We start from the raw sequence: 13,860 nt of genomic DNA, 5'->3' as shown, positions 1-13,860 counted from the left end.
GGAAAATTCATATAAAAGAAATAACCCATGATAAATCATGAGTTATTTAATATTTATTGATTGAATATTTTTTATCCATTTACTTGAATCTTTTTCTTGCTTGTCAACTATAAAAAATATGCCCAATTTTTTATCATAGTCCATATTAGCCTTATTATTGATTTTATAAACTAATAAAACTCTATTTACTTCAAGAGCAGTTTCCATACTCATATTTGTAGTGTGTCCATACCCATCCGAAAACTCAACTGTATTATTCAAATTAGGATTAATACCTTCTTTGTTTAGGATTTTTTCAATCGATACACCCACAAGTTTAAATTCCTCTCCCTTAGGAGTGGTAAATTTCATTTCGTTTTTTCCCATTTTTCTTATATCTTTCAAAGACAAAGAATCTATTTCGCTATCATTATTTTTAATTACAACAATTTCATTATCATAATTTGATAATGACTTATTAGAAATATAACTTGCTAGTTTTGAAAATAAAAAGATTGAAATCAATAAGACTATTACAAGTAAAACAAGATTGTATTTATTTTTATTATAAAGTTTTGAAATATTGTTATTTTTATTATTTCTCATTATTTTCCGGTTGAACCGAATCCACCTTCTCCTCTTTCACTTTCACATAAGTCATCTACTTTTTGAATTTCAACTTTTTCATAAGGTTGAACTACCATTTGAGCCAATCTTTCATTTTTTTTGATAACTTGTTCATTCTTCCCAAAATTATAAAAAAATAATTTTATCTCTCCCCTATAATCACTATCTATAATTCCTGTAGAATTAGCAAGCATTAATTGTCTTTTAACACCTGTAGATGACCTAGGATAAATAGCAACAAAAAAGCCTTCGGGAATTTCTATTTTTAAATCAGTAGGAACTTTGCCTACTTCTCCTGGCTTTATTATAATTTCTTCTTCATTTGAAGAATATATGTCCATACCAGCTGAATAAAAAGTTTTATATTCTGGTAATATATTATTAGTTTTTATTTTTAAAATTTTTTTAGTCATAATTTCTCCTATCTAATCGTCTTTTATATTTTATCATATATCAAAAGAAATTTGAATTAAAAATACCAGTATAATTAAATATTCTAAGGGTGTATAATTAATTTATAGGAGGATAAAATGGAAAAAATAAAAAACAGATTTTTAAAATATATTGCAATAGATACAAGAAGTGACGAATCAAAAGCAAATTTGATAAAACCAACAAGCAAAGGTCAATTAGAATTAGGTAAAATTTTAAAAGAAGAATTGAATGATTTAGGTCTTGATGCCTATATAAATGATGAGGGATTTGTTTTTTCATGTCTAAAAGCAAATACAGATAAAAACTTACCAAAAGTAGGATTCATTGCTCACATGGATACTTCTCCAGAAATGCCAGGAGGAATAAAAAATCCACAAATTATTAAATATGAAGGTGGGGATATAAAACTAAAAGAAAATATATTTATAAAAGAAAAAGATTTTCCATTTTTAAAAGATTTAAAAGGAAAAACTTTAATTACAACAAATGGAGAAATGTTATTAGGAGCTGACGACAAGGCAGGAATTGCTGCAATACTGGATGCCATAGAATTTCTTATAAATAATCCACAAATAGAGCATGGAGATATAAAAATTGCTTTTACACCAGATGAAGAAATCGGCACAGGATGCGATAGCTTTGATGTTGATTATTTTGATGCAGATTTTGCCTATACCTTAGATGGAGGACGACTTGGAGAATTAGAATATGAATCATTTAATGCAGCAGAAGCAAAAATTTCAATAAAAGGAAAATCCGTCCATCCAGGTACTGCTAAAAACACAATGATTAACTCTATAAGCGTTGCAAAAGAGTTAGATGATTTATTAGGTCAAGTTCAAAGACCAGAGCATACAGAAGGCTATGAGGGCTTCTATCATATGATTTCAATTGATGGAAGTATTGAAGATACAAATTTAGTTTATATAATCAGAGATTTTGATAAGGAAAAATTCGAAAAAATGAAAAAATTCCTAAATGATTGTGTAAATTTCTTAAATTCAAAATATGGCAATATTATAAAAATAGAAATGAGCGACACTTACTATAATATGGGTGATGTTTTAAAAAATCATAAAGAGATAATTGATTATGCGAAAAAAGCTATGGAAAATTTAGGAATAAAAGTAATAACACAACCTATTAGAGGCGGAACTGATGGTTCAAAATTATCATTTATGAATCTTCCATGTCCAAATTTATTTACAGGTGGTTATAATTTCCATGGCATTTATGAATTGATACCTATTGAAGATATGAAAAAAGCATCTGATACAATTGTAGAAATTATAAAAGAAATATCAAAAAAATAAAATGGTTAAATTTATTCAATTGGGTATAGTAATAGTAAGATTCTAATTTTAAAATTTAAAAGGAGATTAAAATGACTGACGAAAACAGAATAAGCAATGACAACCAATACAGAGGAGACAAAGAACTCGATAAAAAATTAAGAGATGAAAATAAAGCTGATGGTAGTGAATCTCTAGATAAAAAACATACTGCAGATCAAGAAAATTTAAGAAGTATAACTGATGAAGCTGACACCAACTCAAACGTTGGAGCAGAAGCAAGAAGAACAAGATCAGATTTTTCTGAAAATCCATCAAAAGATAAGTAAATTTAAAGGCTGTAAAATAATTACAGCCTTTTTTTGTATTTTATCTAAAATTTTATTATTACCATTTAATTTATCTAGAAAATATCCTATTTTTTCAATGTAATTAATCCTGAGCATTCAGAAAATTTTTCAAATTTCAATTTAGGAAAATAAGACCTAAATTCATCCACAACAAAATAAATCTCATCATTATCCCACTGATTATAAGATTCTTTCATACATTTATCATGTAAAGAACGAGATAGAAAAGCTATATCTCCAATATATACACAACCCCCATCTTCTAATTGTTCTAGTAAATTTTTCAAAAATATAACTTTTTTCTCATCAGTTAGATGATGAAGTGAATATGTAGCAATTATTGCATTATATTTATGTTCTAACAAGGGATTAACCAAGCCCTTAGAAATATCTCCATAAAAAAGCTTCGCATTAGGCATTTTATTTTGTGCTATTTCTATCATTCTTTTAGAAAAATCTTGTCCATATATTTTACATCCATGATCGTATAACTTGGATATTAGAGTTCCTGTACCAAATCCAATGTCTAAAATATTTCTATAAGATTCATTTAATATCCTATTATATATTTCATTAAGTATATTTTTATATCCTGCAAAAGGATATGAACCACCATTATCAGATATTTCAACGCTTTTATCATAATCATCAGCCCACAAATCAAAACCTTTATCACTTAACAATTTATCCTCCAAATTAGTTAATTCAAATGACTATCTTGATTATACCAATTTTAATAAATAATTAAAATTTAATAATTTTCTCTTTGAAATAAAAAATCCTCCTGATTAGTTTTGTTAATCATAATCAGAAGGTGCTTATATAAATTTTATATGATTTAAAAAATCATTTAAAATTTAAAGTTATTCATCAATTTTGCGTCTTACCATATCTCCTTTTTTAAGCTCATGGTCAATTTTTATATAAACTATTTGCTTTGCCCTGTTGGCTACTTCTATATCATTTCCTTTGGAATCTTTCATATTTTCAATTTTAAATTTTATAAAGTCTGGACTATCTCCAAAAATTTCAACTTCATCTCCCAAAACAAATCTATTTCTTTCTTCTAATTTTGCAATTTTATTTTCTTTGTCATAATCTAAAACCACAGCGATAAAATCATAATTTCTAATGTACGAAGAATTTTCATAAATTTGAGAAGAAGAATCTGCTTTATTATAGAAAAATCCTTTTGTAAAATGTCTATGGCTTGCTTTTTTTATTTCATCCATATATTTTTTAGCAATTTCTTCATTATAAACTCCATTATAATATGCATCAATCGCTTGTCTGTAGCTTCTAATAACTGTTGCAACATAAAAGACGGTTTTCATTCTTCCTTCAATTTTAAATGAATCAACTCCTGCCTCTATTAGCTTATCAATTTCATCTATTAGGCATAAATCTTTGGAATTCATAATAAATGTTCCATTTTCATCTTCGCCTATAGGATAATATTCGCCTGGTCTTTTTTCTTCTTGTAAGGCATATTTCCACCTGCAAGCATGGGCACAATCTCCTCTATTTGCATCTCTTCCTGTCATGTAATTACTTAATAAACATCTTCCAGAATATGAAATACACATAGCTCCGTGAATAAAACATTCAATTTCTAAATCTTTTGGAACATTTTTTCTAATTTCTATTATTTCATCAAGTGATAATTCTCTTGCAAGTATAACTCTTTTTGCACCAAGTTTATACCAAAAATTAATTGTGTGAGAATTAGTTACAGATGCTTGAGTTGAAATGTGTAAATCTATATTAGAATTTTCTTTTGCTATATTAAAAATACCAGGATCTGAAATTATTAAAGCATCTACCCCAATTTTTTCAAGATATTTGATGTATTCTACAATTCCCTCAAGATCATTATCATGAGGAACTATGTTCATTGTAATATGACATCTAACTCCATTTTCATGTGCGTAATCAACTGCTTCTTTAAGTTCATCTTTATCAAAATTTTTTGAATTTTTTCTAAGACCAAAATTATTTCCAGCCATATAAACAGCATTTGCTCCAAATTTTATAGCTGCTTTTAATTTTTCCATATCTCCAGCTGGTGCTAATAATTCAACTTTATCTTTCATCAACTCTCCTTGTCGTTAAACTAATACCATCACCTATTGGTATTATACTTGTTACATATGCATCTAAATTTGTAATATGAGATAAAAATTTTCTTAAATTTTTAACCATAGTTATGTGTCGTCTATTAATTAAATCATCGTTTGTAATTTCTCCCCTAAAGAGAATATTATCACAAACAATAAGTCCGTTTTCATTTAATAATTTTAATGATTCATTAAAATAATATTCGTATTGTGATTTATTTGCATCTATAAAAACAAAATCAAAGCCTTGATTAAAATTATTCAAGGCTTTTTTTGCATCCATATTTATTAAATTTATTTTTTTATTATATTTAGAAAAATTAGCTTTTGCTATTTCTGATATTTCTTTACTCTTTTCAATTGTAGTAATATTTGCATTAGAATATTTAGAAAAAAGTAATGAAGAATAGCCAATAGCTGTTCCAATTTCTAGAATATTTTTAGGTTTTGAAATTAAAACTAGACTTTTAAGAAATTCTTTTGTTTCTAATTTCATTATAGGAATATTATTTTCCATTCCGTAATTTCTTAATTCAATAAAATCTTCATCAATATAAATATTATTTAAATAATCAACTATATGATTATAATTAATATTCATTGCTATCAACCTCTGTTAAAACTGGTAAAATCATAGGATCTCTTCCAGTTTGATTATAAATATATGATTTCAATGCTTCTCTTATTTGATATTTTATTTGACTAATAGCATGAATATCTTTTTTTTCACATTTTTTCATTGTTCTCATTACAATATCTTTTGAATTTTCAATAAGATCTTGATTTTCTTTTACATAAATAAATCCTCTTGAAACAATTTCAGGATTTGATAAAACTCTTTGTGTATGTTTTTCAATTGTTAAACTTACAACTAAAAGTCCATCTTCAGAAAGATGTTTTCTATCTTTAAGAACAATATTTCCAACATCGCCAATACCAGAACCATCTACTAGAACATTTCCTGCTTGAACTTTACCATTAATTCTAGCAGATTTTTTTGTAAATTCAAATACATCTCCATTTTGACCGACTAAAATATTTTCTTTATTCAATCCCATATCCATAGCTATTTCCATGTGTTTTTTCAATTGGCGTGGTTCCCCGTGAGCTGGAATAAAATATTTTGGTGTTGTTAATTGGTGCATTAATTTAATTTCTTCTTGGCAAGCATGACCTGATGCATGGACTTTTGCCAAAGAATCATATATAATATCACAACCAATTTTTGTCAAGTTATTAATTGTATTATTAATTGGCATTTCATTACCAGGAATTGCTGATGATGACAAAATTACAGTATCTGATGAATTTAAATGAACTTGTTTATGTTCATTATTTGCCATTCTTGTCAATGCAGATAGTGGTTCTCCTTGAGTTCCGGTTGACAAGACAACAATTTGATCATCAGAATAATCTTTAATATTTTTCATATCTATTAGAGTGTTACTTCTAATTTTCAAATATCCTAATGAACTTGCAATTTTTACGTTATTTATCATAGATCTTCCAGATAAAACAACTTTTTTATTATATTTTTCAGCAGCAAATATTACTTGTTGTACCCTATGAAGGTTTGAAGCAAAAGTTGCAACAATTATTCTGCCTGGTGCTTGACCAAATAGATTAATAAAAGTTTCCCCTACTTCTTTCTCACTCATTGAACTTCCTTCTATTTCTACATTTGTAGAATCAGAAAAAAGACATAATAATCCCTTTCTTCCTAAAGAAGCAAGTTTTTGTATATCAGTAGGTTCGCCATCTATAGGCGTAAAATCCATTTTAAAATCGCCAGTAAATAATATAGTTCCTATTGGAGATTTTACAGCGATTGCGCAAGAATCTGGAATTGAGTGACTTACTCTGATAAATTCTGCACTTAAATTTCCAACTTTAACTGTATTATTGACATTAACCATCTTTAATCTATTAGGGTTAAGTCCATGTTCTTTAAATTTATTTTCTAATAATCCTTTTGTAAGTTTTGAACAGTAAACATTAGTGTCTACTGTTTTTAAAAGGTATGCAATTGCTCCAATGTGGTCTTCATGACCATGAGTTATGAATATACCTTTTAACTTATCTTTATTTTCTTCAACATAGGTAAAATCTGGTATTACTATATCTACACCTAACATATCCTCATCTGGAAATGTTAAGCCACAATCTATCATAATCATTTCATTTTTATATTCGACAATTGTACAGTTTTTACCTATTTCTCCAAGTCCTCCTAATGGGATGACTTTTAGTTTATTTTGCATTCTCATTTTTACTCCTTAAATTATCTTCACATTCGGAGCAAATACCATATATTCTTAAAGAATAATAATCCAATTCAAAGTTATATTTATCTTTTAAACTTTTTGCTAATTTTTCATTATCTAAAATTTTTTCTTCAACAATTTTTCCACAATTAGTACAAATTAAATGGTCATGGTGTGCATCTTTTTGACTAATAAGCTCATAAGTATTCACAGAATCTGTAAATTCTTGCTTATTAACAATTCCCAAATCTTCAAAAATATTAAGAGTTCTATAAACAGTTGCTATACCAACTTGTTTATTATCTTCATGTACTATAGAAAACAACTCTTCTGGTGTCAAATGTTTTGAATTAGAATTTTTAAGAGCATTGAAAATTATTTGTCTTTGTTTTGTAAATTTATGACCATTTTTTTCAAATACTTTTTTTAACTGTTCAATGTTCATTTTCATCTTCTTTCATTTCTTCATATATTTTTACAATTTCGTCTAATTCTTTATTATTATCGATTGCCTTAAATCTAACAGAATCTTTACTTTTTATCATTTCAAAAATTAAAATAAAATCTTCATCTATCGGCTCTAAAGCAGCATAATCTTTATCGTCTACTCCGAATGTATCTATCAAATTAAATTCGACTTCGTTATTATTTTCATCTGTTAAAATTATCTTATCCATTATTTCTCCCATCCAAATAGGTCTGTAAAATAAAAGAGGCAGCAATTTTATCTACGTATTTTTTTCTATCTTTTAGATTAACATTCATATCCATCAAGACCTGATCTGATTGTATAGTAGTCATTCTTTCATCCTGATATTTAATTTCAATATCAGTGGATTTTTTTAATAAATCGACAAAAGAAATCACCTTCATGGCTTGAGGTCCTAAGGTGTTATTCATATTTTTTGGAAGTCCAATAATTATTAAATTTACTTCTTTTTCATTAATTATTTCAATTAATTTTTCAATATCTAAACTTGCTTTTTTTCTTTTAATTGTAATATAGGCTTGGGCAGTGATAAAAAACGGATCGCTTAATGCGACTCCGATTGTTTTATCACCCAAGTCTAATCCCATAATTCTACTCATTAATATAATATTTTAATATTTCTTCTAGAATAGTATCTCTATCAACTTGTCTTATCAATTTTCTAGCATTTTTGTGTCCTGTAATATAAGTAGGATCTCCACTAATTAAATATCCAATAATTTGGTTTGTTGGTTTATATCCTTTTTCTTCTAAAGCATTATAAACTTCTGTAATAATTTCTCTTATATCAACTTTTTTCTCATCTTGTGGATCGAAACGCATAGTTTCATTGAAGTTTTTGTCTGACATAATTTCTCCTTATATTAAATCATAAACTTTTTCTAAAGCTTCATCTAGTTTAGAAATATCTTTACCTCCAGCTTGAGCGAAATTTTTCTTTCCTCCACCATTTCCACCTGTTATTTTACTAACTTCTTTGACAATTTTTCCTGCATTGTATTTATCTGTTAATGAATCAGAAACAGATGCTGTAAAGATTATTTTATTATCTTTTACAGTAGCAAATACAATTATTAAATCTTTGTATTTGTCTTTTATTCTGTTTTCAAAATTTCTCAATGTATCAAGATCTTCATTATCAAATTTGTGAACTAAAAGATTTATACCATTAATATCCTTAACTTCACTTTCCATATCTTTATAAATATCTTTTTCATTGAATTCCTTTAGCTTTTGAATGTCATCTTTGAGCTGTTTTATTTCTTCATTTAAAGATTTAGCTCTTGACAATATATTTTTAGGGTTTGTTTTTAATTCATCAGAAATTGAGTTAATTAATTCTATATTATTATTTAAATATTCATAAACTTTTTTTCCTGTTATAGCTTCAATTCTTCTTATGCCTGAAGCTGCAGATGATTCTTGAATTATTTTAAACATTAAAATCTCAGATGAATTATTTACATGACATCCACCACATAATTCTTTTGAATAATCAGAAACTGAAACAACTCTAACCATATCTTTATATTTATCTTCAAATAAACCTATAGCTCCAAGTTTTTCTGATTCTTTATAAGACATAATTTCTTTTTTTACAGGCAATTGTTCTCTGATTTTTTCATTTACTTCATCTTCTATTTTCTTGATTTCATCCTTAGTTAAAGCATTTGGATAAGTAAAATCAAATCTTAATTTATATTCATCTACTAATGATCCAGCTTGCTTAACTTCATCACTTAATAAATTTCTCAAAGCTTGATCTAGTAAATGTGTTGCAGTATGGTTTCTTGTTATATCTAATCTTCTTTGTTTATTAACTTTAAATAATGCATTACAAAATTCTAATTTACCTTCTTCAACTTCAACATAATGAAGTATAACATCTTTTTTCTTTTGTACATTATAAACTCTTGCTTTTGCATCATCTGTGATAATAAATCCTGTATCAGCTACTTGTCCGCCACCTTCTGCATAAAAAGAAGTCTTATCACTTACAATTATACCCTTATGACCTTTTTTTATAAAGTTTACTTTTTCTTTATTATCAAATAAGCCAATAATGTTTGCTTTGATTTCAAAATTTTCATAACCTACAAATTCTGTTTGTTTAAATTCATCTACATTTATCGATTCAAGAGACCAACCTGCATCAGATTTTCTTGCATTTCTTGCAAGATTTCTTTGATTTTCCATATATTCATCAAATTCTTTTGTATCAACTTTTAAATCATTTTCGTCAAGAATTTCTTTTGTCAAATCTAATGGAAAACCGTAAGTATCGTACAATTTAAATGCATCTTTACCTCTAAGTATATCTTTATTATTTTCTTTTAATTCTTTAATATAAGAATTTAAAATATCCAGACCACTGTCAATTGTTTTTTGGAAATTTTCTTCTTCTTTTTCTATAATATTAATGATTTTTTCTCTATTTTTTGTAAGTTCATCATACTCAACTTTATAAGAATCAATAACGCAATCAACAATAGATGATAAAAATTCTCCTTCAATTCCTAATAGTTTTCCATGTCTAAATGCTCTTCTTATTAGTCTTCTTAAAACATATCCTCTTTTTTCATTTGAAGGTTGAATGCCGTCTGATACCATAAAAGTCATAGCTTTAGCGTGATCTGCAATAACTCTTATAGAAATATCATCTTTTTTATTTTCCTTGTATTTTTTATTTGATAATTCTTCAATTTCTTTGATAATATTTTGGTTTACATCAACCTCAAAAATATTGTCTTTATTTTGAAGAACCATTGCCATTCTTTCAAGTCCCATTCCTGTATCAATATTTGGATGAGCTAATGGTATATATTCCTTATTTGCGTTTTTATTAAATTGAGTGAAAACTAAGTTCCAAACTTCCATAAACCTATCTGAATCATCATTTCCTGGTTTATTATCATTTTCATCAACAGCTTTTTCTATACCTCTGTCAACAAAAATTTCTGAATCTGGGCCACATGGACCTACTTCTAGTTCCCAAAAATTATCTTCTTTTCCAAATCTTAAAATTCTATCTTTGGCAATTCCTATTTCGTCATGCCAAATATCAAATGCTTCATCATCATTTTCATAAACTGAAACCCACAAAAGATTTTTATCAATTTCAAGATTAACTGTTAAAAATTCGTATGCCCAATGTATAGCTTCTCTCTTAAAATAATCTCCAAAAGAAAAATTGCCAAGCATTTCAAAAAAAGTTCCATGCCTTTCAGTTATTCCAACTCTTTCAATATCTCCAGTCCTTATACATCTTTGTGAAGATGTAGCTCTGTTATTTTTCATTTTCTTTTCGCCAGTAAAATATTTTTTTAATGGTGCCATACCAGCATTAATCAAAAGTAATGATTCATCATCTTCTGGTATCAAAGAAAATGATTTTAATACTGTATGATTTTTTTTAGAGCCAAAAAAATTCAAATATTCTTTTCTAAGTTCGTTCATTCCTAGTTTTCTCATAATTTTCTCCTATTTATAGTTTTTCATTAACCATATCTTTTATAGTTATTGAATTAACTGCCTTGTTGATAGCATCATCAATTTTTGCAAAAACATAATAAGCTTCACATTCCGAATTATTACAGTTATTTCTATCAGCTACGCATTCACTTGAGGTCATTTCGCCTTCCAATACTCTCAAAACATCTCCAACTGTAATTTCACTTGAATTTCTAGAAAGTTTGTAACCTCCCTTAGCACCTCTTGCTGATATTACTAAATTATTTCTTTTTAGTATTCTTATTAATTGTTCTAAGTAATTTTCTGGCAACTTTAAGGCATTAGAAATATCAGAAACTGAAATATATCCATTATCTTCATTTTCTGCTAAATAATGTATAGCTCTAAGTCCATACCTACCTCTAGTTGATAATTTCATATTTACTCCTCAATCTATCACTATCATATCTTTCATCGCTTCAAAATACTTATCCCCAATGCCAGATACATTTTTAATATCTTCAATCTTATTAAATTTGTTTTTTTCTCTATATTCGATAATAGCTTGCGCTCTTTTTTCTCCAATATTTGGCAAAGTCATCAACTGAGCCTTATCAGCTTTGTTAATATTAACTTTTTTATCGTCAATTTTTTCTACGGGACTAATAAGTTGATTTGTAGAAACTTCCACATCATTATTTTTGTCATTGATGTTTGGAATTATTATTCTCATTTGATCTTCAAGCTTTAATGCCAAATTTATTTTATCAATATCAGCGTTTTCAGTAAGCCCTCCCGCATCATTTACTAAATCCTCTAATCTATAATCTTCATTTATTTGATAAACTCCAGGCTTATTAATTTCACCACTAATATGTACTTTTTTAATAGAATTTTTAGATTCAGAATTTAGTTTATTATCATCATTATTTTTCTTATCATCAGTTGATTTCATTTCAATTGATAAGCCTTGTTTTTCAAATACAAGCTCATCATTATTTTGACTTGAAACAAAATTTCGAGATATAACAATAACAATTCCAATTATCAAAGCAATGATAATCTTATCTTTTTTATCAGTTTCCATAAAATACCTCTATTAAACGATAATTTATGACTCCCATAAATCTTCTATATTATAAAATTCTCTTTGATTTGATGAAAATATATGAACTATCACTTCTCCACAGTCCATTAAAATCCATTTTCCTTCTCTCAATCCTTCAATAGATAAAACTTCAAATCCTTCTTTTTTAAGATTTTCCTCAATATATTCTATTAAAGCTTTATTTTGATTAATTGAATTTCCAGTAGCAAGTACAAAATAATCAGCTATTGAAGATTTATTTTCAAGATCAATAACTTTAATATCATAAGCTTGTTTATCTTCTAAAGTTTTTACTATAATATCTAATTTACCCATTTTTCTCCCTTAATAAATAATTTCTTGCTTTTATAGTCAAAGGAAATATTACCATCTTCCTATCAACCAGTGACTTTATAGTTCCATCTAAGCTAAATAAAACAGCATCATCCAAATTTTTAAAGGCTAACTCTCTTAATTTATCTACACCTTCATAATTTCTATTTTCTTCGCAAGCATCTGCAAGAAAAATTATTTTTTCAAAATCAGTCATATTTTCTTTTCCAGTAGTATGATATTTAATTGCATTTAAAATTTCTTCATCATCTACACCATATTCATATTTAGCAACAATAGGTCCTAAAAATGAATGTAAAATTGCTTTATTGCTAATAATTTCATTTGAAAAATCACAATATTTCTTATACTTATCTAAATAATATTTTTCATTATATTTTGCACAATCGTGTAATAAAGCTGCTGTTTTTATTTTCTCAATATCTATATTTTTATTGATTTTTAAAGCCATATCCTTAACTCTGATTACATGATTAAATCTTTTTTCTCCAATATCATTTTTAAGCTTGTCTTTATATTTAGAAAAATCAAACATACAATTTCTCCTCTTTAATGATATTTATAACTTCATCATTTACCAAATATCTGATACTTTTATTTTCTTTTACTAAGTTTCTTATTAAAGTTGATGAAATATCTAAAGCTATATTATCAATTAGGTATATATTTTTATTATACTTTCTTACTTGATTTATTTTAGATATAAGAGAAAAATTTTTGTTGCTATATCTTTTAAAAATAATCAAATTTTCTTTTAATATTTCTTTGTAATTTTTCCATTTTTCAATATCAAGAAATGAATCTTCGCCCATTATAAAGAAAAATTCATCATTAGGATAAGATTTTTTAAAATAATTAATTGTATCAAAGGTATAGTGAATTTCATTATCTCTATAATCATAATCATTTATTTCTAGTTTTGGATTGTCTTTTATTGTTTCATTTACCATTTTTAGCCTTAAATTTAAGGCTGTTTTTTTATTTTCTAATTTGTGTGGTGGATTTGAATTTGGAAGAACATATATTTTATCCAAATCCAAATTATTAATCACATTTTCCATCAATATCATGTGTCCAATATGAATTGGGTCAAATGTACCACCAAATAGACCAATTTTCATTATAAATCTATCTTTTTATTTTTCTTGCTTTCTCTATATATGGTAAAAATATTACCTAAATGAGAAACGAATTCACAATTTAATTTTTCAATAACTTCATCAACAATTTCATCATTATCGTCTAAGTTATTGTTTAGTATTTTTATTTTTATAAGCTCTCTTTTTTCCAAAGCCTCATCAATTGAAGTAATTACCTCATCAGTTAATGAATTTTTTCCTATATTAACAATTGGCTTTAAATCATGAGCTAAAGATTTTAAATATGATCTTTCTTTTCCTGAAATCATTTTATCT

19 protein-coding genes are annotated in these 13,860 nt (G+C 26.5%); 2 read left to right on the top strand and 17 right to left on the bottom strand.

What is annotated here, in order from left to right:
• Window positions 1–42 precede the first annotated feature (42 nt).
• Together HMPREF2782_RS01810 and dut are read right to left on the bottom strand one after the other, a co-directional pair.
• Window positions 43–585 (bottom strand): oxidoreductase, encoded by a 543-nt coding sequence (locus HMPREF2782_RS01810; protein ID WP_070640468.1) that lies wholly within the window; start codon window positions 583–585, stop codon window positions 43–45.
• On the bottom strand, window positions 585–1,019 hold the full coding sequence (dut, locus tag HMPREF2782_RS01805) for a dUTP diphosphatase (RefSeq protein WP_019117671.1): 435 nt from the start codon (window positions 1,017–1,019) through the stop codon (window positions 585–587). Before dut ends, HMPREF2782_RS01810 begins: the two co-directional genes overlap by 1 nt.
• A gap of 117 nt (window positions 1,020–1,136) precedes the next feature.
• Here dut and pepT point away from each other — a divergent pair, with 117 nt between their 5' ends.
• Both pepT and HMPREF2782_RS01795 read left to right on the top strand, forming a co-directional pair.
• Entirely contained in the window at window positions 1,137–2,354 is a 1,218-nt protein-coding gene (gene pepT, locus HMPREF2782_RS01800) for a peptidase T (RefSeq protein ID WP_070640466.1), read from the top strand.
• Between the two features lie 71 nt (window positions 2,355–2,425).
• Window positions 2,426–2,662 carry an elastin-binding protein EbpS gene (locus HMPREF2782_RS01795; protein WP_070605524.1) on the top strand — a complete coding sequence of 79 codons (237 nt, stop codon included), beginning with the start codon at window positions 2,426–2,428 and terminating at the stop codon, window positions 2,660–2,662.
• 86 nt (window positions 2,663–2,748) lie between these two features.
• Here HMPREF2782_RS01795 and HMPREF2782_RS01790 read toward each other — a convergent pair whose 3' ends face one another.
• From HMPREF2782_RS01790 to yhbY, 15 genes are all read right to left on the bottom strand, one after another.
• A complete protein-coding gene (locus HMPREF2782_RS01790) occupies window positions 2,749–3,366 on the bottom strand; it encodes a class I SAM-dependent DNA methyltransferase (protein WP_070640463.1) in 618 nt (205 codons plus the stop codon).
• Between the two features lie 180 nt (window positions 3,367–3,546).
• The gene (locus HMPREF2782_RS01785) at window positions 3,547–4,776 is read right to left on the bottom strand and encodes a peptidase U32 family protein (protein ID WP_070640461.1); all 1,230 of its coding nucleotides are present in this window, start codon (window positions 4,774–4,776) and stop codon (window positions 3,547–3,549) included.
• Window positions 4,766–5,401, bottom strand: coding sequence for an O-methyltransferase (locus HMPREF2782_RS01780; protein ID WP_070640459.1), 636 nt, complete (start codon window positions 5,399–5,401; stop codon window positions 4,766–4,768). Before HMPREF2782_RS01780 ends, HMPREF2782_RS01785 begins: the two co-directional genes overlap by 11 nt.
• Entirely contained in the window at window positions 5,391–7,067 is a 1,677-nt protein-coding gene (locus HMPREF2782_RS01775) for a ribonuclease J (protein WP_070640457.1), read from the bottom strand. Before HMPREF2782_RS01775 ends, HMPREF2782_RS01780 begins: the two co-directional genes overlap by 11 nt.
• A complete protein-coding gene (locus HMPREF2782_RS01770; RefSeq protein WP_019117678.1) occupies window positions 7,051–7,509 on the bottom strand; it encodes a Fur family transcriptional regulator in 459 nt (152 codons plus the stop codon). The genes HMPREF2782_RS01775 and HMPREF2782_RS01770 overlap by 17 nt, the downstream gene beginning before the upstream one ends.
• Window positions 7,499–7,741, bottom strand: a complete 243-nt coding sequence (locus HMPREF2782_RS01765) for a DUF1292 domain-containing protein (protein WP_070640456.1) — start codon at window positions 7,739–7,741, stop codon at window positions 7,499–7,501. The genes HMPREF2782_RS01770 and HMPREF2782_RS01765 overlap by 11 nt, the downstream gene beginning before the upstream one ends.
• Window positions 7,734–8,153, bottom strand: a complete 420-nt coding sequence (gene ruvX / locus HMPREF2782_RS01760; RefSeq protein WP_004838799.1) for a Holliday junction resolvase RuvX — start codon at window positions 8,151–8,153, stop codon at window positions 7,734–7,736. The genes HMPREF2782_RS01765 and ruvX overlap by 8 nt, the downstream gene beginning before the upstream one ends.
• On the bottom strand, window positions 8,146–8,403 hold the full coding sequence (locus tag HMPREF2782_RS01755; protein ID WP_004838798.1) for an IreB family regulatory phosphoprotein: 258 nt from the start codon (window positions 8,401–8,403) through the stop codon (window positions 8,146–8,148). The genes ruvX and HMPREF2782_RS01755 overlap by 8 nt, the downstream gene beginning before the upstream one ends.
• 9 nt (window positions 8,404–8,412) lie before the next feature.
• Complete coding sequence (alaS, locus tag HMPREF2782_RS01750; protein ID WP_070640454.1) at window positions 8,413–11,025, bottom strand: alanine--tRNA ligase; 2,613 nt, start codon at window positions 11,023–11,025, stop codon at window positions 8,413–8,415.
• Window positions 11,026–11,038: 13 nt separating this feature from the next.
• Window positions 11,039–11,443, bottom strand: a complete 405-nt coding sequence (locus HMPREF2782_RS01745; protein ID WP_004838796.1) for an RrF2 family transcriptional regulator — start codon at window positions 11,441–11,443, stop codon at window positions 11,039–11,041.
• A gap of 9 nt (window positions 11,444–11,452) precedes the next feature.
• Window positions 11,453–12,091 (bottom strand): DUF655 domain-containing protein, encoded by a 639-nt coding sequence (locus tag HMPREF2782_RS01740; RefSeq protein ID WP_070640452.1) that lies wholly within the window; start codon window positions 12,089–12,091, stop codon window positions 11,453–11,455.
• Window positions 12,092–12,115: 24 nt separating this feature from the next.
• Window positions 12,116–12,427 carry a ribosome silencing factor gene (gene rsfS, locus HMPREF2782_RS01735; RefSeq protein ID WP_070640450.1) on the bottom strand — a complete coding sequence of 104 codons (312 nt, stop codon included), beginning with the start codon at window positions 12,425–12,427 and terminating at the stop codon, window positions 12,116–12,118.
• Window positions 12,420–12,980: a bis(5'-nucleosyl)-tetraphosphatase (symmetrical) YqeK gene (yqeK, locus tag HMPREF2782_RS01730; protein ID WP_019117684.1), complete on the bottom strand. Its 561-nt coding sequence runs from the start codon at window positions 12,978–12,980 to the stop codon at window positions 12,420–12,422. Before yqeK ends, rsfS begins: the two co-directional genes overlap by 8 nt.
• Window positions 12,973–13,566, bottom strand: a complete 594-nt coding sequence (gene nadD / locus HMPREF2782_RS01725; RefSeq protein ID WP_070640447.1) for a nicotinate (nicotinamide) nucleotide adenylyltransferase — start codon at window positions 13,564–13,566, stop codon at window positions 12,973–12,975. The genes yqeK and nadD overlap by 8 nt, the downstream gene beginning before the upstream one ends.
• On the bottom strand, window positions 13,566–13,853 hold the full coding sequence (gene yhbY, locus HMPREF2782_RS01720) for a ribosome assembly RNA-binding protein YhbY (RefSeq protein WP_070640446.1): 288 nt from the start codon (window positions 13,851–13,853) through the stop codon (window positions 13,566–13,568). The genes nadD and yhbY overlap by 1 nt, the downstream gene beginning before the upstream one ends.
• Window positions 13,854–13,860 lie beyond the last annotated feature (7 nt).

Source organism: Anaerococcus sp. HMSC068A02 (assembly GCF_001811125.1).
In the GTDB taxonomy this organism is placed as follows: Bacteria; Bacillota; Clostridia; order Tissierellales; family Peptoniphilaceae; genus Anaerococcus; species Anaerococcus vaginalis_C.
Note: the sequence above shows the minus strand (reverse complement) of the source record. Positions and strands in the feature narration are given on the sequence as shown.

Coding starts and splice junctions, on each gene's coding strand:
- HMPREF2782_RS01810 (WP_070640468.1), bottom strand. CDS start 585: ATGAGAAATAATAAAAATAACAATATTTCAAAACTTTATAATAAAAAT.
- dut (WP_019117671.1), bottom strand. CDS start 1,019: ATGACTAAAAAAATTTTAAAAATAAAAACTAATAATATATTACCAGAA.
- pepT (WP_070640466.1), top strand. CDS start 1,137: ATGGAAAAAATAAAAAACAGATTTTTAAAATATATTGCAATAGATACA.
- HMPREF2782_RS01795 (WP_070605524.1), top strand. CDS start 2,426: ATGACTGACGAAAACAGAATAAGCAATGACAACCAATACAGAGGAGAC.
- HMPREF2782_RS01785 (WP_070640461.1), bottom strand. CDS start 4,776: ATGAAAGATAAAGTTGAATTATTAGCACCAGCTGGAGATATGGAAAAA.
- HMPREF2782_RS01780 (WP_070640459.1), bottom strand. CDS start 5,401: ATGAATATTAATTATAATCATATAGTTGATTATTTAAATAATATTTAT.
- HMPREF2782_RS01775 (WP_070640457.1), bottom strand. CDS start 7,067: ATGAGAATGCAAAATAAACTAAAAGTCATCCCATTAGGAGGACTTGGA.
- HMPREF2782_RS01770 (WP_019117678.1), bottom strand. CDS start 7,509: ATGAACATTGAACAGTTAAAAAAAGTATTTGAAAAAAATGGTCATAAA.
- HMPREF2782_RS01765 (WP_070640456.1), bottom strand. CDS start 7,741: ATGGATAAGATAATTTTAACAGATGAAAATAATAACGAAGTCGAATTT.
- ruvX (WP_004838799.1), bottom strand. CDS start 8,153: ATGAGTAGAATTATGGGATTAGACTTGGGTGATAAAACAATCGGAGTC.
- HMPREF2782_RS01755 (WP_004838798.1), bottom strand. CDS start 8,403: ATGTCAGACAAAAACTTCAATGAAACTATGCGTTTCGATCCACAAGAT.
- alaS (WP_070640454.1), bottom strand. CDS start 11,025: ATGAGAAAACTAGGAATGAACGAACTTAGAAAAGAATATTTGAATTTT.
- HMPREF2782_RS01745 (WP_004838796.1), bottom strand. CDS start 11,443: ATGAAATTATCAACTAGAGGTAGGTATGGACTTAGAGCTATACATTAT.
- HMPREF2782_RS01740 (WP_070640452.1), bottom strand. CDS start 12,091: ATGGAAACTGATAAAAAAGATAAGATTATCATTGCTTTGATAATTGGA.
- rsfS (WP_070640450.1), bottom strand. CDS start 12,427: ATGGGTAAATTAGATATTATAGTAAAAACTTTAGAAGATAAACAAGCT.
- yqeK (WP_019117684.1), bottom strand. CDS start 12,980: ATGTTTGATTTTTCTAAATATAAAGACAAGCTTAAAAATGATATTGGA.
- nadD (WP_070640447.1), bottom strand. CDS start 13,566: ATGAAAATTGGTCTATTTGGTGGTACATTTGACCCAATTCATATTGGA.
- yhbY (WP_070640446.1), bottom strand. CDS start 13,853: ATGATTTCAGGAAAAGAAAGATCATATTTAAAATCTTTAGCTCATGAT.